16 protein-coding genes and 1 other annotated feature are annotated in these 17,801 nt (G+C 37.2%); of the genes, 13 read left to right on the top strand and 3 right to left on the bottom strand.

The annotated features are described in order from the left end of the window. Positions 1–580 precede the first annotated feature (580 nt). Entirely contained in the window at positions 581–784 is a 204-nt protein-coding gene (locus BAZO_RS04280; protein ID WP_003330067.1) for a hypothetical protein, read from the top strand. Positions 785–890: 106 nt separating this feature from the next. Here BAZO_RS04280 and ric read toward each other — a convergent pair whose 3' ends face one another. Further along, positions 891–1,595 (bottom strand): iron-sulfur cluster repair di-iron protein, encoded by a 705-nt coding sequence (gene ric / locus BAZO_RS04275; protein ID WP_003330066.1) that lies wholly within the window; start codon positions 1,593–1,595, stop codon positions 891–893. 524 nt (positions 1,596–2,119) lie between these two features. Here ric and BAZO_RS04270 point away from each other — a divergent pair. The 9 genes from BAZO_RS04270 (at position 2,120) to BAZO_RS04230 (ending at position 12,104) form a co-directional block, all read left to right on the top strand. Then, positions 2,120–2,935 (top strand): electron transfer flavoprotein subunit beta/FixA family protein, encoded by an 816-nt coding sequence (locus tag BAZO_RS04270; RefSeq protein WP_003330064.1) that lies wholly within the window; start codon positions 2,120–2,122, stop codon positions 2,933–2,935. A 15-nt stretch (positions 2,936–2,950) separates the two neighbouring features. Next, entirely contained in the window at positions 2,951–3,979 is a 1,029-nt protein-coding gene (locus BAZO_RS04265) for an electron transfer flavoprotein subunit alpha/FixB family protein (RefSeq protein ID WP_003330063.1), read from the top strand. Further along, the gene (locus BAZO_RS04260) at positions 3,972–5,267 is read left to right on the top strand and encodes an FAD-dependent oxidoreductase (RefSeq protein WP_003330062.1); all 1,296 of its coding nucleotides are present in this window, start codon (positions 3,972–3,974) and stop codon (positions 5,265–5,267) included. The genes BAZO_RS04265 and BAZO_RS04260 overlap by 8 nt, the downstream gene beginning before the upstream one ends. Then, entirely contained in the window at positions 5,249–5,560 is a 312-nt protein-coding gene (locus tag BAZO_RS04255; RefSeq protein WP_211208543.1) for a ferredoxin family protein, read from the top strand. The genes BAZO_RS04260 and BAZO_RS04255 overlap by 19 nt, the downstream gene beginning before the upstream one ends. A 223-nt stretch (positions 5,561–5,783) precedes the next feature. Further along, positions 5,784–7,673 carry an asparagine synthase (glutamine-hydrolyzing) gene (asnB, locus tag BAZO_RS04250; RefSeq protein ID WP_003330060.1) on the top strand — a complete coding sequence of 630 codons (1,890 nt, stop codon included), beginning with the start codon at positions 5,784–5,786 and terminating at the stop codon, positions 7,671–7,673. A gap of 235 nt (positions 7,674–7,908) precedes the next feature. Continuing rightward, positions 7,909–8,136 (top strand) — a binding site (T-box leader). A gap of 142 nt (positions 8,137–8,278) precedes the next feature. Then, on the top strand, positions 8,279–9,403 hold the full coding sequence (proB, locus tag BAZO_RS04245; protein ID WP_039956997.1) for a glutamate 5-kinase: 1,125 nt from the start codon (positions 8,279–8,281) through the stop codon (positions 9,401–9,403). Further along, positions 9,400–10,644 (top strand): glutamate-5-semialdehyde dehydrogenase, encoded by a 1,245-nt coding sequence (locus BAZO_RS04240; RefSeq protein ID WP_003330058.1) that lies wholly within the window; start codon positions 9,400–9,402, stop codon positions 10,642–10,644. Before proB ends, BAZO_RS04240 begins: the two co-directional genes overlap by 4 nt. Positions 10,645–10,684: 40 nt before the next feature. Next, a complete protein-coding gene (locus tag BAZO_RS04235; RefSeq protein WP_003330057.1) occupies positions 10,685–11,164 on the top strand; it encodes an N-acetyltransferase in 480 nt (159 codons plus the stop codon). Positions 11,165–11,288: 124 nt separating this feature from the next. Beyond that, positions 11,289–12,104: a ZIP family metal transporter gene (locus BAZO_RS04230; RefSeq protein WP_003330056.1), complete on the top strand. Its 816-nt coding sequence runs from the start codon at positions 11,289–11,291 to the stop codon at positions 12,102–12,104. A gap of 54 nt (positions 12,105–12,158) precedes the next feature. Here BAZO_RS04230 and BAZO_RS04225 read toward each other — a convergent pair whose 3' ends face one another. Beyond that, positions 12,159–12,869 (bottom strand): anthrax toxin lethal factor-related metalloendopeptidase, encoded by a 711-nt coding sequence (locus BAZO_RS04225; RefSeq protein ID WP_003330055.1) that lies wholly within the window; start codon positions 12,867–12,869, stop codon positions 12,159–12,161. Positions 12,870–13,191: 322 nt separating this feature from the next. On the opposite strand from BAZO_RS04225, the gene BAZO_RS04220 reads away from it, so the two are divergent. The 3 genes from BAZO_RS04220 (at position 13,192) to BAZO_RS04210 (ending at position 16,509) form a co-directional block, all read left to right on the top strand. Continuing rightward, on the top strand, positions 13,192–13,377 hold the full coding sequence (locus BAZO_RS04220; protein ID WP_003330053.1) for a hypothetical protein: 186 nt from the start codon (positions 13,192–13,194) through the stop codon (positions 13,375–13,377). 101 nt (positions 13,378–13,478) lie between these two features. After that, positions 13,479–14,753 (top strand): acetyl-CoA hydrolase/transferase family protein, encoded by a 1,275-nt coding sequence (locus BAZO_RS04215; RefSeq protein ID WP_003330052.1) that lies wholly within the window; start codon positions 13,479–13,481, stop codon positions 14,751–14,753. Positions 14,754–14,886: 133 nt separating this feature from the next. Beyond that, positions 14,887–16,509, top strand: coding sequence for a methyl-accepting chemotaxis protein (locus tag BAZO_RS04210; protein WP_003330051.1), 1,623 nt, complete (start codon positions 14,887–14,889; stop codon positions 16,507–16,509). Between the two features lie 64 nt (positions 16,510–16,573). Here the strand turns inward: BAZO_RS04210 and trpB are convergent, their stop codons facing one another. Beyond that, complete coding sequence (gene trpB / locus BAZO_RS04205; RefSeq protein WP_003330050.1) at positions 16,574–17,749, bottom strand: tryptophan synthase subunit beta; 1,176 nt, start codon at positions 17,747–17,749, stop codon at positions 16,574–16,576. Positions 17,750–17,801 lie beyond the last annotated feature (52 nt).

Genomic DNA, 17,801 nt, shown 5'->3' with positions numbered 1-17,801 from the left:
AGAGGTTTCCCTACTTTATTATATACTTTTTACAATATTCGGATATTCCTTGGTTTTATGATATTGCTTTCGTAAAAATGACACAAATTTCTAGGAAAAATTATTGATTATGGTGTTGACTAAATGAGCATTCGGGTTTAAAATTATCAGAAAATATTGATAAATTTAAAAACCAAAATAGCAGGAAGGAAGATTTTAAATGCCAAATACAGTTGAGGTAAAGCCGGAAGATAAAAAGCAAACAAAAACAGAAGACCAATCTGTAATTCAATATATTTGTGATCTTTATAATGATAACTAATATGATTAGTTAGTTTCTATTTTTGACTCTCTATTTTGTAGAGGGTCCTTTATCTAGCAGCGATTGAAAGCGCTTAAACCGAAGTTGTCGATATAAATAATTATAACACTTTTCATATTAGTAGAATCTGATTTTTTGTTTTGTAACAAAATGTTTTATATTTTTTGCCATAAATGTGAAATTATTCACAAACTTATGGTATAAAAAATAGACAGGCGTATAATGAGAAATATAGAGAACAAAAATGGTGAGAGAAAATGAAAGGTGGCGCATTGAATTATGGCGGGTACAGCTGTACTTTACCGTAATCAACAGGAGGTTATCGTTTTAGAGGATATTAAGAAGGAAACTTTGGAGGAAATTAAGCAACAATGCGGCGATGAAAATTGTACTTGTACTCTTAACAATCACAAAGTGGATTTAGGAAATGTAATGGTTATTGGCTTCAAAGAGGACGTTGTTGACTGGGATTATGGATATTAATTCTAGACATGGGGTGACTCATGTCTATTAATTTTTTCAAACATTGTCTAGCTTCAGCGCCCAGCGACTCGTAAACTTCGCTGAACGGGCGCTTACGCTTTTCTTATTACTTATTCAAATAACGTGGGAATAAGATGTTATTTTCTTTATGAACATGGATAAACATATCAGACTCAAGTGCTTCTAATCTTTGGAATGTAGTTGTATAAGTCATACAAGCATCCACTGGTAATTCGTAATCATTGGTAATTTCGCGGATAAGCTTCAATAAATCTCCAGCATGATCATGTTCTTTCTCAAGCTCAGTAATAGCTGCTTTAACTTCTTCAAGTTTTTCTGAAGTAGGGCCAGCTTCATATGCTTTTATTAGAGGGAAAATAACTTCGTCTTCTTTAATGATGTGTTCCATTAATTCCTTGCTTAAATCATGAAAATGATTGTACACTTCGCCTAGTTCAGAATGGTTTGAACCATGTACACGATAAATTTTTGTAACGAATTGTCCAAGCATTGGAAGCTCGTCGGTTAAATAGGCATGATGTGTTTGCATTACATGATCGATTAGGTCTGCACTTGAAACTTCTTGCCAGTTCGTAGTTTCAGTGTTCATTGCTTGCATTTTCTCATAGCCTTCATTTAACGCCTGTACAATTTCATCTTCGTTTAAGTTTTTTTCAAGAATGGCATCATGTAGAGGTCGATTTCCACCGCAGCAAAAATCAATTTTGTATTTTTTAAATAAGTCAGCAGCCTGTGGATATTGTGTAACGATATCTCCAACATTCATTGTGCTTGTTATTATTAATGACATAAATCATGTACCTCCTAATAGTAGTTTATATTAAATATATAATAACTTTTACACCATGTGAGTGATGTAAATCACAGATGGATTTAACGTTTTTTATTTGTCTAAAAAAATGTTCGAAAAATGTTTTTAAAAAATTTGCAAATTTGTCAAAATTACTCTTTAAAAAGTTTGTGAACAATTGTACAATTGAAAATATATATAACAACATAGGTTAATGTAACTACGGTGGGAATAGTGTTATTGGATTATTAAAACATTGAAAACGTTTGCTTTAATTTTTTTAGATTGTGGTTATTTAGAGAATAGAAATAGTATTCTTGTTTCTAAACTCTTTTAATATAACATTTAACTTTATTCAGCAGAAGTTCGCTACTGAATAAAGTTAAGCCTCCGGCGAGCCTTGCGATTTTCAGAGGTAGTTTTTCGAGCAAGCTCGAAAAAATCTGGGCGCAAATACGCCAAGGTGTATTTGATTTACGGTTTTCTAAAAAAAGTGTGGTTTATTCGAGAGGAGTGTGTTTCTTTTGCACATCGTTGTTTGTGTAAAACAAGTTCCAGACACAAAAATCATCAAGGTTAATCCAAAAACGAACACATTGGACCGCCGTGGAGTTCCTGCGATATTGAATCCTTATGATGGTCATGCCGTGGAAGAGGCAGTTCGTATTAAAGAGCAGGTAGGTGGAAAGGTTACCGTTTTATCGATGGGGCCACCACAAGCTACAGAGGTTATTAAGAAGTGTATCGAAATTGGAGCAGATGCAGGCTATCTGATTACCGACCGCAGGTTTGCCGGTGCGGATACATTGGCTACCAGCTATGCATTGTACAATGCTCTCGATAAAATATCAAAAAATGATCCAATTGATTTAGTGATTTGCGGTTTACATGCCATTGATGGGGATACAGGACAGGTTGGACCTGGAATAGCAAGACGGTTAAATATTCCACCTGTTACAAAAGTCATAAAAATTGATGAAGTGAATGAAAGCGAAAAGTATATTAAAATTCACCGTAAAATTGAAGATGGCTACGAAGTGATCCAATCGCAGCTGCCATGTTTAATTACTGTCGAAAAAGAAATCAACGAAGTTTCATATTCACCAATGCCAAATATGATTAAAGCAGCAAGGTATCAACCGGTTATTTGGACAGTTGACGATTTTGAAGGAGTAGATATTGCACAACTTGGCTTAAAAGGTTCACCAACGATTGTTGGAAAGATGTGGGCGCCACAGCCGCCTGAAAAGGCTAAAATTTTAGAAGGCAGCCCAAATGAACAGGTTAAGGAAATCGTATCAACTATCTTTGCTGAAAAGAGCGAACTTTTCGGGCAGTAAATAGGGGGATGTAATATGATCGAAGAATATAAAGGCGTCTGGGTATTTATTGAAGAGCGTGAAGGCGAAATTGCTGGAGTATCACTTGAGCTTTTAGGTGCCGGGCGTGATTTAGCGAATAAACTAGAGGTGCCGCTGGCAGGTTTCCTTTTGGGAAATAATATTAAAGGTTTGGCGAATACTTGTTTTGAATATGGTGCTGACGAAGTGTATCTAATCGATGATCCCATTCTTCAAAACTATCGGACAGAGCCATTTATGCATGGTGCAAGTCATTTAATAAGAAAATATAAACCGGAAATCATTCTTTATGGTGCAACGTCTAACGGGAAGGATTTAGCAAGTGCGATAGCTACAGATATTAGCACCGGATTGACGGCGGATACGACGATGCTCGACGTAGATGTAGAGAAACGTCTATTTGAAGCAAGTCGTCCTGCATTTGGTGGAAATATCATGGCGACCATTCTTTGTAAAAAACACCGCCCGCAAATGGCAACAGTAAGACCTAAGGTTATGAAGGCATTGCCTCCTGAAAAAGGCCGCAACGGAACTGTTATTGAGGAAAAGCTAGGTTTAGAGGAAAAGAGTCTTCGAACAAAAGTTTTAGAGATTGTTAGGGATACAACGAAAAAAGCAAGCTTGGCCGATGCCCATATTATTGTGGCCGGCGGTAAAGGTATGGGGGATGAAAAGAACTTCCAGTTGCTATATGAATTTGCTGATGTGATTGGTGCAACAGTAGGCGGTACTCGTGATGTAGTTGAGGCTGGCTGGCTTGATCACCACCTGCAAATTGGCCAGACAGGTGAAACGGTATCACCAAAAATTTATTTTGCATTTGGAATTTCCGGTGCTATTCAGCATGTTGTTGGAATGAAAAACTCTGAACTTATTATTGCTGTAAACAAAGATCCTAATGCAGCCATCTTTGATGCATCGCATTATGGAATTGTTGGGGATGCGATGGAGATTCTTCCGTTACTCATTCAAGAATTCAAAGCAGCACTAGAAAAGTCCGGAGGTGTAATGGAGCATGTCTGAGAAATTTGATGTTATTATTGTAGGTGCGGGACCCGCGGGTTCTGCATGTGCTTATACAAGTGCCAAAGCAGGATTAAAAGTCTTATTAATTGAACGTGGTGAATACCCTGGCGCTAAAAACGTAATGGGTGGTATTCTATACAGAAAGCAGTTGGAAGACATTATTCCCGAGTTTTGGAAGGATGCACCGCTTGAAAGACCGATCATTGAACAAAGAGCATGGTTGATGGATAAAAAGTCATGTGTGACATCAAGCGTCAAAAATGAAGAGTGGGGTGAAGCTCCATACAATTGCTTCTCTGTTCTTCGTGCTAAGTTTGACCAATGGTTTGCAAATAAGGCTGTAGAAGCTGGTGCTCTTCTTATTAATGAAACCGTGGTCCTTGAATGTATCGTTGAAAACGGAAAAGTCGTAGGGGTTCGCACTGACCGCCCGGACGGGGATGTATATGCTGATGTTGTAGTTTTGGCTGATGGAGTTAACTCTCTTTTAGCAAAACAGCTTGGCTTTCATAGAGAGCTTCGCCCGGATGAGGTTGCTCTGTGTGCAATGGAGGTTATTAATCTACCAAAAGATGTGATCAATGACCGATTTAATGTCGGTGATAACCAAGGGGTTGCCATTGAAATCTTTGGTGATGGTACAAAAGGTAATCTAGGTACCTGCTTCATTTATACAAACAAGGAAAGTATAAACATTGGTGTTGGTGCAACTTTATCAAGTATGGTGAAAGAAAAAATTAAACCATATGAGCTGTTGGAATATGTGAAAAACCACCCAATGGTTAAGCCGCTAATTAAGGATGGTGAATCAGCTGAATATTTAGCTCACTTAATTCCAGAAGGCGGATATAATTCAATTCCGAAATTATACGGTGATGGCGTGTTAGTCGTTGGTGATGCTGCTCAATTTGTAAACGGAATACACCGTGAAGGATCAAATATGGCGATGACATCAGGAAGATTAGCTGCTGAAACGATTATAGAAGCAAAACAAAAAGGCGATATTTCTGAATCTGCATTATCAAGATACCGTGAAAAGGTAATGAACAGCTTTATTGGCAAAGACCTTGAAAAGTATAAGGATGCAACACACACATTTGAGACAAATCCACAGTACTTTAAGGAATATATCCCATTAATGAATAAAGCAGCAAGCAGCTTCTTGTCTGTAGATGGAACGCCGAAGCGTGACAAACAGAAAGCAGCAATTCAAACTATGATTGGCAATAAAGGAAAACTTGCTGTTGCGAAAGATTTATACCGTGCATGGAAGGTGATGAAATAATGGCTAAAGACGCAAAGACAATTGAGGAAAAACAGTATTTAGTCCGTTATAAAGCCGATTCAAAATCTCATTTAACCGTGTTAGACTTTGATATTTGTGCAACGAAATGCCCTGATAAAATCTGTACAGTATTCTGTCCAGGTGAAGTGTATAAATGGGAAAAAGAAGGACGAATGTTTGTAGGTTATGAAGGCTGTCATGAATGTGGAAGCTGCCGCATTGGATGCCCACATCAAAACATTAAATGGGAATATCCAAAAGGCGGACATGGTATTATTTTTAGATTGGCATAGAATGCGTATTGGTGTCGCCTGAAAATTCAGTTTCCGCTCCAAGAATCTGACTTAATTTAAGTGAATGTAACCATAATGGTAACCAAAAAAAGAGGGATAAAATCCCTCTTTTTTTGGTTTGTTTTGTTTGTTTTTCATCAAATTTTCAGTTTCATAGACTATAATAAGATTTAACTACTTAAAAGGTTGCTAATTAATTGGAAAATTTTGTGGAGGATAATTAATGTGTGGATTTGTTGGGGCTCTTCAACCCCATCCTGATGTATTAAAAATAAATGAATTTATGAGTATGAATCATACGATTTACCATCGAGGTCCTGATGATGAAGGGTATTATATTGAAGACAATATTTTAATGGGTTTTCGAAGGTTGAGTATCATTGACCTAGAAGGTGGACATCAGCCAATGTCATATAACAATCAGAAGTATTGGATTGTATTCAATGGGGAGATTTATAATTTTATAGAATTAAGGGACGAATTAATTTTAGATGGATACAATTTTCAGACAGGTTCAGATACAGAGGTGATATTAGCGCTTTATCAAAAAATGGGACAGGACGTTGTCGATAAACTGAGAGGAATGTTTGCATTTGTTATTTATGATAAAGTAAACCAATTAATTTTTGGTGCTAGAGATCATTTTGGAATTAAGCCTTTCTTCTATTTGGAAGAAGAGCACGGATTTTATTTTGCCTCGGAAAAGAAAAGTATTTTAAAAACAATAAAGGATGTAAACGTTGACGCATTGCAACATTATTTTACCTTCCAATTTGTTCCAGAACCTTTAACCCTTTCAGGTAATATCAAAAAGCTAGAGCCTGGCCATTGTTTTATTAAACGAATAGGTGCACCGATTATTATAAAAAAATATTGGAATGCTACTTTTGAACCAAAGCACTATACAAAAGAACAATTAATTAAAAAAGTTAGAGATGTATTATTTGATTCGGTAGAAATGCATATGAGAAGTGATGTCCCCGTCGGTTCCTTTTTATCGGGTGGAATAGATTCATCGTCCATTGTTTCGATTGCTAAAGAGTTAAACCCGTCTCTTTTAACCTTTTCTGTAGGATTTGAACAACAAGGGTATAGTGAAATAGATGTTGCCAAGGAGACCGCAGCAAGTTTAAATGTAACAAATATTCATTTTTATATTTCACCAGAAGAATATGTAAGGGAGCTTCCGAAAATTGTCTGGCATATGGATGACCCATTAGCAGATCCAGCGGCCATTCCGTTATATTTCGTTGCCCGTGAGGCCAGAAAGTATGTAAAAGTAGTTCTTTCAGGAGAAGGGGCCGATGAGTTATTCGGTGGGTATAATATTTATCGTGAACCAAATTCCTTAAGGTATTTTAGTTACATTCCACCTTTTATGAAGAAGTTGATGAAGAAGTCAATAAGTGTGCTGGCTGATGGAACAAAAGGAAAAAACTTTGTTATTCGTGGTTGTACCCCGCTTGAAGAACGGTATATTGGGAACGCAAAAATGTTTGATGAGCTGGAAAAACAGCATTTTTTGAAAACGTATAATAGTTCGATTAAATATCATCAAATTATAAGTCCACTTTATGACCACGTATTAAATTATGATTTAGTGAGTAAAATGCAATACATCGATATTCATACTTGGTTAAGGGGAGATATTTTACTAAAAGCGGATCGTATGACTATGGCACATTCTATAGAATTGCGCGTTCCTTTTTTAGATAAAGAGGTCTTTCAAGTAGCCTCTGAAATTGTCCCATCTATGAAAATTGCTAATCAAACAACAAAATATATTTTAAGAGAAGCGTTGAAGGACATTGTCCCTGAACATGTACTACATAGGCGTAAATTAGGATTTCCGGTGCCTATTCGCGTATGGCTGAAAAATGAACTTTACGATTGGGCTGTTAATATTATTCAAACTAGCCAAACAGATGAGTGGATTGACAAACAATATATTTTGAGTTTACTGGAAGATCATTGTCGAGGAAAGGCTGATTACAGCAGAAAAATATGGACAGTGTTAATTTTTATGATTTGGCACCAAGTTTTTATAGAAAAAATTTATGATTTTGACGCTAAGACTGATGAAATAAAAGAAATGGATGAAGTACTAGTCTAAGTGGAAGGAAGTTATTGCCCGAGCCGTATTTTGAACAAGCATTTTTCCAGACATTTTGAGCCAGTGGTCGACCTATACTATCATACATTTTTTGGGGATCTATTTAATCAGAAGAAACGGAAAATATTATGAGTTGACACTGTTTATATTTCTAATATTATAGAATTCAAATTTTTCAAATACATGGCATTGACACAAACAAAATCATATCGCATAATAATAGAAAATCATTTGAAATAGAGCATTGAAGGGGACCAGTAGCTTGATATTCACCCGAGAAGAGATTGAAATCCGTAGGCTGAAAGATTTCAACGGGACCGAGACAAACGAACCTACCCCAGAGCTGTTAGGTTAAAACCTAACCGACCTATCCACGTTACGGATTTAAGAGGGCTATGATGCACTTGCATCTATTTGCCAAAAAAGGTGGTACCGCGAAAGATAAGACTCTTCCGTCCTTTTCACAGGATGAGGAAGGGTCTTTTTCTGTTAGAAAAAAGTTGTCGGTTGGTATGCCAACCGACTATTCTTATACTGGGTTAGGAGCAATCGCTCATGAGTGTTTTTATTTTATTTCTTTTCTTAGGATGAAGGGAGTAATTAGTGTGGCTAAGCAACGAATTGTTGTAAAAATTGGAAGTAGCTCTTTAACAAATACCAATGGTGGCTTATCGATCGAAAAGCTTGCCGAACACGTTGAGGCTTTGGCTATGCTCAAAAAGCAGGGACATGAGGTTATTTTAATTTCATCCGGAGCTGTGGCAGCTGGCTTTAAAGGTTTAGGCTATCCAACGAGACCTGTTACGATAGCGGGAAAGCAAGCAGCCGCAGCTGTCGGCCAAGGATTATTAATGCAGGGTTATACAGAGCATTTTAGAAATCATAATATTGTGACTGCTCAGCTGTTGTTGACAAGGTCCAGTTTTATGAATAAAGAGCAATATAGTAACTCCTATGCAACGTTATCGGAGTTATTAAAGCGTGATGTTTTACCAATTATTAATGAAAATGATTCAGTTTCAATTGATGAGTTAACATTCGGGGATAACGATATGCTTTCAGCTCTTGTCAGTGGACTTGTACATGCTGATTTTCTCATTATTTTAACGGATGTGAATGGTCTTTATGACCAAAATCCGAATGAAAATTCAAATGCTAAAAAATATAATTTCCTACCTGAAATTACGGATGAGCTTCTGCAAATGGCATCTTCTTCCGGTTCCAAAATGGGAACAGGCGGCATGAGGTCTAAAATCGAAGCGGCAAAAACCGCCCTTCCACTGGGGGTTAATGTCTTCATTGGAACGGGTTCTGGCCAGGACAAACTTACCGATATTTTAGCGGGTAAAGGTGATGGAACGTATATAGGAAATTCCAATCAAACTGGTGTGAAAAATTCAAAGCAATGGATTGCACTGCATTCAAATGTAGCTGGTGAAATTGAAATTGATAATGGAGCCATTGATGCACTTCTTCATAAAGGGAAAAGTCTTTTAGCTGCAGGCATTATTAATGTAAAAGGTGATTTTCGTGTAGGTGACGTTGTTGAGGTTACGAACCATAAAGCTGAAGTCATCGGCAGGGGTGAAGTGAATTTCCCTTCGAATGAATTAATTAAAATAAAGGGTTTATCAAGCACGGAAGCGAAGGAAATATTACAAAGTGATCAGACGGAAGTTATTCATCGGGATCGCTGGGTGCCATTAAAAAAAGAGAAGGTGATGAAATGAGTGAATTATTAGAAAAAGCCAAAAAAGCAAAAGCGATCACTAGTGAATTAGCAGTTAAAACGTCCGAACAGAAGAATGATGCATTACGTAGAATCAGCATGCAGCTTCTATTGGAAAAAGATTATATTATTTCAGAGAATGAAAAGGATATTGAAGTTGGTAAAAAGAACGGATTTAACGAATCTTTAATAGATCGGTTAAGGCTAACGGAAGATCGAATTAAAGATATGGCGGAGGCTCTGATCCTGCTGGTAGAGTTAAATGACCCGGTTGGTGAAGTATTAGCTTCATGGGCTAGACCAAATGGATTAAAAATGAAGCAGATCCGCGTTCCATTGGGTGTGGTTGGCATGGTCTATGAGGCTAGACCAAATGTTACCGTGGATGCTTCAAGCTTATGTTTAAAAACTGGAAATGCCGTCATCCTACGTGGAAGCTCAAGTGCGATTCATTCCAACATAGCAATTGTAAATGTTATTCACCATGCACTAGAACAATCTGAAATTCCAGCTGATGCTGTCCAATTGCTTGAAGATACAAGCAGAGAAACGGCGGCTCAAATGTTTAAGCTTAATGAGTATTTTGATGTCTTAATTCCACGCGGCGGAGCAGGGCTCATTAAAACTGTTGTTGAGAATTCAACTATACCTGTATTAGAAACAGGTGTAGGCAATTGTCATATTTACATTGATGGTTCAGCTTCGAAAGATATGGCTATTAATATAGCTATTAATGCGAAAACACAGCGTCCATCTGTATGTAATGCGGCTGAAACTATTCTCCTCCATGAAGAATGGGCAAAAAACCATCTAGAAGATTTAATTAAGGCATTACTTGATAAAAAGGTTGAAATTCGTGGTGATGAAAAAGTTAGAGGGATACATCCTGAGATAAAAGAAGCAATCGAAGAGGATTGGGGAACTGAATTTTTAGATTTAATTGTGTCGATGAAGATCGTTGAAAATGTAGATGAGGCCATTGCTCATATTAATAAATATGGTTCGTTGCATTCAGAGGCTATTATTTCGGAAACAGCAGAAAATGTAGAGAGATTTTTCAATTATGTTGATGCAGCTGCTCTTTATCATAATGCTTCTACTAGATTTACTGATGGCTTTGAATTTGGTTTTGGTGCAGAAATTGGAATTAGTACGCAAAAGCTTCATGCAAGAGGTCCAATGGGGCTGCCAACCCTTACATCTACAAAATATATTGTCACAGGAACAGGTCAGGTTAGATAAAGGAAAAAGAGATAATATTACTTATTAAGGAGACAGGAATATGATAATTCGCAAAGCAAGCATTCAAGATGTAGACGCCATATTTGATCTTATTGATTCGTATGCGAAGGAAGATCTCCTATTACCAAGAACACATCTATCTTTATATGAAAATATTCAATGTATGCGGGTTGCTGAACAAGATGGAAAAATTATCGGTGCAGGTAGTTTACATGTTTTAGGAAGAGATTTAGCGGAAATTCGCTCCTTGGTAATCTCCCCTGAGTGTAAAGGTTTGGGTACCGGCAGAAAACTCGTGTATAATCTAATAGAAGATGCAGAGCAGCTTGGGGTTGAAAATGTATTTGCAATGACCTATCAGGTGGACTTTTTCCATAAATGCGGTTTTACAATTGTTGATAAGCAGGAATTGCCGCAAAAAATTTGGAAAGACTGTATGAGTTGTCCAAAATTCTTAAATTGTGATGAGACGGCGATGCTTATAAAAGTAGCAGATTATAAGAAGACTTCATTACATTAAGGTTGAAATTATCTTTAATAATAAAAATGGGCACATTTCCTATCAAATTAGCATATGTTTGATTATTATCTGCTCTGCAGAATAGGTTTAATTGAATATGATCCTAGTGGGAGGATAGAAGGAAATGCTCGAATTTATATCCCAATTTAGTCCTGCCATGCAGGCACTTATTGCCACCTTGTTTACATGGCTGATGACTGCGGTTGGGGCAGCGTCAGTTTTTACAGCAAAAAATTTTAACCAAAAGGTGCTTGATGGAATGCTCGGGTTGGCTGGGGGAGTTATGATTGCTGCCAGCTTCTGGTCACTTCTGTCTCCGGCTATTGAAATGGCGGAAGCAAGCGGAAAGATTGCTTGGATTCCGGCAGCAATTGGATTTTTATGTGGTGGCCTTTTCATTATGTTGTTTGACAAAATATTGCCACATTTGCACCCAATGTCGCCAATGGAACAGGCTGAGGGAATTCACCCGGAAAGAAAAAGAAGAAGTACATTATTGGTTCTTGCGATAACAATGCATAATATTCCTGAAGGTCTCGCCATTGGTGTTGCCTTTGGTTCGGTTGCTGCAGGCTATTCATCAGCGTCTTTAGCGGGTGCTTTGGCATTAGCCATTGGAATTGGAATCCAAAACCTTCCTGAAGGTGTTGCGGTATCTGTTCCGCTTCGAAGAGAAGGGATGTCCCGCTTGAAAAGCTTTTGGTACGGACAGCTTTCAGGAATGGTGGAACCTTTTGCAGCGGTGATCGGTGCATTAGCTGTCGTTTTTGTGCAGCCATTACTTCCATATGCATTAAGTTTTGCAGCAGGTGCGATGATTTTCGTAGTGGCAGAAGAAGTTATTCCAAGTTCCCATGAAAACGGAAATCATGACTTAGCTTCAATGGCTGTAATGATCGGCTTTACAATCATGATGATATTGGATGTTGCCCTGGGATAGCAAAAACCATAGGAAAAAGGCTTTCTCAAACAATTTCGTGTTTGAAAAGCCTTTTTAAATTAATACTGGGCTATTTTCTATGTCACTTATTAATGAATATGTGTTTGGGGCGACTTGCTTTACCACTTCTCTTGTATTGGAGCCGTAATAATACATTGCAAAGGCTTCGGCGAAAAATTCATCTTGATAGTCTGAGAAATAATCTCGTCCTGGCATCAACTTTGGAGCTTCCTCTTTCCAAATCTGAATATATTCCATATTATCTCTAAGTTTCTGATAATTTCGTTCGAATAAATGACCGACTTCATGCAGCTCCAAATTGACTGAACTATGTCCCATCCCTGTTTGACTTGCCCCTATTTTTGCGAGAGCAAGCGTAGGACCACAACCCCCGGGGACATCATCCCATGTTAATCCATTATTCCAACCTCTCGGAACCGTACCTTTTAAATTTTGAAAGCTTGGCTCATCCGTTAATTTTCCATTAAATAGTTTTACCTTTAGATTGTTTTCAGTTAAGAAGTTTAAGATTGTTGGGTTAATTTGCGAAAGCGTGTTAATCATTTCTAATGCACTTGGTTTATCATAATTATTATCATCAGGAAGAAGAATTAATTCTCCCAATAGCACCCCAACATACTTATCATTGGTTTCAATTTTGAGATTTTCATCAACCAAGGAAACTCCTAATGTCTTGCCTTCTGCATAATCCTGTATAGACAAAATCAGAGTAATTGAAATAAAGAGTATAAATATCTTTTTCATAATATCTTTCCTCCAAATCCTTTTGCTAATTAGAATATAATCCCAAATTCTGAAAGTTATCTGAAATTTTTAATCCTTTTAAATCAGTTAAAAAATGTTAATACTATTTGGGAGTTATAACGTTCAATGGAGGAATAAAATGAAAAAGATATTGTGGATCGTCCTTGCGTTTATTTTTATCGCTGGATGCAAAGAAAATAATGTTGAAGCTCCATCAACAACTAAAGAAGAAAAATAAGCGCTCAAACAAATATCAAATAACACCAAACAAAAGAATGCTGAATTTCAAAAAAGTCCGGAAATTAACAGAGCTGAAAATTTGGTGAGGCAGTATCTTGAATTAGGAGACAGCCCTAATACCGCAGTTGAGTTTGACCATAAAGCGGAAAATGGATACGTTATTCATGTCTATGATGTCATTAAGCAAGTCAATCAAACAGAACATTCAATAACAAGAGGCTGGTTTTTAGTAACATTAGAACCGGAAAATATAAAAGTACTAAAGTAAGAGTTTTTGTTCATAAATTCTTACTTTTTTTCTATTTATGTGCATTTGTAGAAATGTTAATATATGGTTAGTCTGAGCAAAAATAAAGGAGTCGTGATTTTTTGATTAAGAACAAGGAAAAAAAACCTGAAGAAATTTTATCCTATATTCATGATGGTGATGATATAATTTTACCGATTGCGAATGGGGAGCCACAAGTACTGTTAGATGTCCTTGAAGCAAATGCAACAATGTTAAAAAACGTTCGAATTCATCAAATGCATACAATAAAAGAAAGGGATTATATTTGGGGGAAATATTCAGGTCATCTTGATCATGTCTCTTATTTTTTAAGTCATGCGACGCGAAAGGCTTTTTTAGAAGGAAAATGTTCTCTAGTTCCTAATAATTTTCATGAAGTGCCTAGATTGCTTGAAAAAACAACGAAAATGTCAATAATATTAGCCACCGCGTCACCTATGGATGAGCATGGTTACTTTTCGTTAGGGGTTTCAGCCGATTATGTAGCTCCATTTATCGGTAAGGTTCCGTTTTTCTTGGAAGTGAATCAACAAATGCCAAGAACATTTGGAAGCAATCAGATCCATATTAGCCAAATTTCTGGATACATAAATGTAGATTATCCCCTGTTTGAAGTCCAGCCGGCAAAAATTACTGAAGCCGATCAGAAAATTGCAGCATTTATAGCGGAGCGAATCGAAAATGGCTCAACCATCCAATCTGGAATAGGTGCCATTCCAAATGCGACCGTATCGATGTTGACTAACCATAAAAATCTTGGAATTCATACGGAATTGTTAGCTGATGGGGTAATGGAGTTGATAGAAAAAGGGGTTGTAACGAATACTGAAAAAAAACTATTACCTGGTAAAACTCTGGCAACATTTGCTTTAGGTACCAAAAATCTATACAACTTTCTTCATAATAATCTCGGGACCCAGATGATGCCTGTAAACTATGTTAACGATCCCAGAATAATAGCCCAAGAGGATAATATCGTATCTATTAATGCCACCACTGAGGTTGATTTTTTAGGACAATGTGCATCTGAAACCATACAAGGCCGTTACTATAGTTCATCTGGTGGTCAAGCCGATTTTGCAAGAGGTGCTATGTTTGCGAAAAATGGCAAAGGATTTATTTGTTTACATTCAACTGCTAAGAATGGTACAGTTTCACGTATTCAGCCACAGTTAACACCAAGGTCTGTCGTTACAACATCTAAGAATGATGTAGATCATATTGTTACAGAATTTGGTGTCGCAAAATTAAGAGGAAAAAGCATTTCCGAGAGGGCCAAGGAGTTAATCAATATAGCCCATCCAGATTTTCGTGATGAATTACGCTTTACAGCAAAGCAATGGGGCTTACTATGATAGAAAAGGCAGGAATGACCTGCCTTTATTAAAAAAATAATATAATAGGTGAAAAGTCGCAAAAATTGGCGTAATATATAGATGTATATAATATTTTTAATTTTCAGAACAGGGGTTAGATAGGGGGGCTAAAATGAGTAGATTATTAAAAACAAAATCTGCGAAACAAGCATTACAAAAGGTAGAAAATGTTGCGGCTATGATTAAGAAAAACTGGAAAACAGAGATTCCTATTCATGAACAGATTGAACACCTACGTTCCGTACTAGATAGAGAGCTAAAGAGTGACGAATTCTTTGTTATTGTTGACCAAACTGGAAAAAGCTATATTCATACAAACCGTTTGCGTGAGGGTGGGCATTTTGGGGATGAAGTGGGTTTAAGGGCGGCAAAATCTAATATACCTTTATTACAATTATATCCGAGAAACACGGGAGAAGTATTAGTAGATGCTTGTTGCCCAATTTTACAAGACCAAAATGGTAATCACTATGTTTTAAGAATGGGGAGACTAATCCACAGGCCCTTTATTGGTTTGATGTTTACAATTTTAAGTTTAGTTCCAGGGCTTGTGGCAACGCTTACAGCAATGATGTTCGGGCTAAAGTTGGCACAGTCTTTAGGTGTATTTTTAATGACATCAGGATTAACCTTTCTAGTAAGCTTTTATTTCTACTTTACGATAAGGAATCGGTTGAAAAATTGGTATGGGGTTACAAAAACGATTTCTTCCGGAGACTTAAGCGCTGAAGTGAAAACGAAAGGTGCCAGAAATGAGTTTCATCAAATAGGATACGAGATTAATAAAGTGATATTAGGATTCCGCTCAATCATTAAAAATTTTGAAGAAGCGACGGATTCCGTTGGGACAATTAGTGAGCACCAGGCACAATCGGCTAAAATGCTATCTTCTACGTTTGATCAAGTATCAGCAACAATGCAATCCTTTCGTGGTGGCGCAGAACAACAAAGTAACTCTGTCATTTTAGCGCAAGAAATGGTTGATAAAATGATGGGGCTAGTTGAGACGATGCAAAATGAAGTAGAAAAAGCTGTTCATGGAGCAGATGAAGCTTTGCACACTTCCGAGGAAGGTGAAAAGGCTGTTCTATCTACCCAAAAACAGATGAGAGATATTCAAGCAAATGTCGTTGAAACCGCGAAAAGGATAAGGGCGATATCGAATGATGCGGATCTTGTTATGAAAAAGGTTTCCTCGATCACGGATATTGCAAAACAAACAAATCTACTTGCACTAAATGCATCGATAGAGGCTGCACGCGCAGGAGAAAGCGGTAAGGGATTTGCAGTCGTAGCTACTGAAGTAAGAAAGCTAGCGGAAGGGACGAATCTATTTGCTCATGATATTCTAGCTTCATTACAGCAAACAAGAGATGAATTACAGGATGCTGTTGATCAAGTAGAGATTAATGTAAAATCCATTGGTGACGGTGTTGAACTTGTTGCAGAAGCGGGTAAGGCTATTGATAAATTAAAAACAGCATCGATTAAAACAATGGAGCTTGTCTCTAATAATCGTCAATACGCCATTTCTGTTACTGACAATGGAAAAAGCCTTCAGCAAATAATAGATGAAATCAATATTATTGCTAATGATTTTACGAAAATAGTTCAGGAAACAACAGCAACGGTTGATAAAGAAATTGAGGGTATCCATCAATTAGCAGAAGATGCTTCCCTTCTTACAAAGGAAGCTAAAAACCTTAGCATAATTGTGAAACGATTCCACTATTAAAATACAAATAAGGCCACCTTTTTAGACTAAAATGGTGGCCTTATTTATATTCTTATTCTTGTGTTTATTTGCTTCTTTCTTCAAGCAGATTATAGACATGCTGAACATCTTTATCACCACGTCCGGATAAATTAACAATAATAATATCATCCGGCTTCATTTGTGGTGCTAGCTTGATTGCATAGGCGACGGCATGTGTACTTTCAAGTGCTGGTATAATTCCTTCCGTTTTGCAAAGCAATTGAAAGGCATCAAGTACCTCGTCGTTTGAAACTTTATAATACTCAGCACGACCTATTTCATGTAAATAGCTATGCTCTGGTCCAACACCAGGATAATCTAATCCGGCCGCAATCGAGAAGGTTGGTCTTGGATTCCCTTCTTCATCCAACAACGTTAATGTTTTAAAACCGTGGATCACTGCTGGAACACCTTCTGAAATTGTAGCAGCTTGATCTGGTTCTACGCCGATAAGACGAACAGAAGGTTCATCAATGTAATGGGCGAAGGCTCCAATAGCGTTACTACCACCGCCAACACAGGCAACGACAGCATCTGGCAGACGACCTTCTTTTTCTAATATTTGGCGCTTTGATTCCTCGCTAATGATGGATTGAAAATGCTTCACCATCGCCGGATATGGGTGTGGTCCAACAGCAGAACCCAATAAATAAAATGTATTTTTGTAATTAGCAATAAGGTCGTTTAACGCTTCATCCACAGCTTCTTTTAGTCTGCCTTGACCATTAGAAACTGCAATTACTTTTGCTCCAAGCATTTCCATACGGAATACATTTAAAGCTTGGCGTTTTGTATCCTCTACCCCCATATAAATAACACATTCCATATTAAACATGGCACAACCCATAGCCGTAGCAACACCATGTTGTCCGGCGCCAGTTTCGGCAATAACTCTTTTAGCACCCATTCGTTTAGCAAGCAGGATTTGACCAAGCACATTATTTACCTTATGTGCGCCCATGTGATTTAAATCTTCGCGTTTTAGATAGATCTTAGCTCCACCAAGCTTTGCTGTTAAGTTACGCGCAAATGTCAGTGGGTTCTCTCTACCTACATATTCTTTTAAATAATATTTAAATTCATCATTAAATTCTTTATCATCTTTATATTTGTTAAATTGCTCTTCAATATAGTTTAATGCCTCTTGTAATTCCGGCGGAACAAAACTGCCCCCAAAATTTCCATAAAATCCTTTTTGTTCTGTCTGAGCTCCACTCATCTTAAAATCCTCCTCTAAAAGCAACAAAAGTATTCATCAATCTAAATTCAAT

This window comes from Schinkia azotoformans LMG 9581 (assembly GCF_000307855.1).
Lineage (GTDB): Bacteria > Bacillota > Bacilli > Bacillales > Bacillaceae_J > Schinkia > Schinkia azotoformans.
The sequence above is the reverse complement of the archived record's forward strand: the minus strand, read 5'-3'. Positions and strand labels throughout refer to the sequence as shown.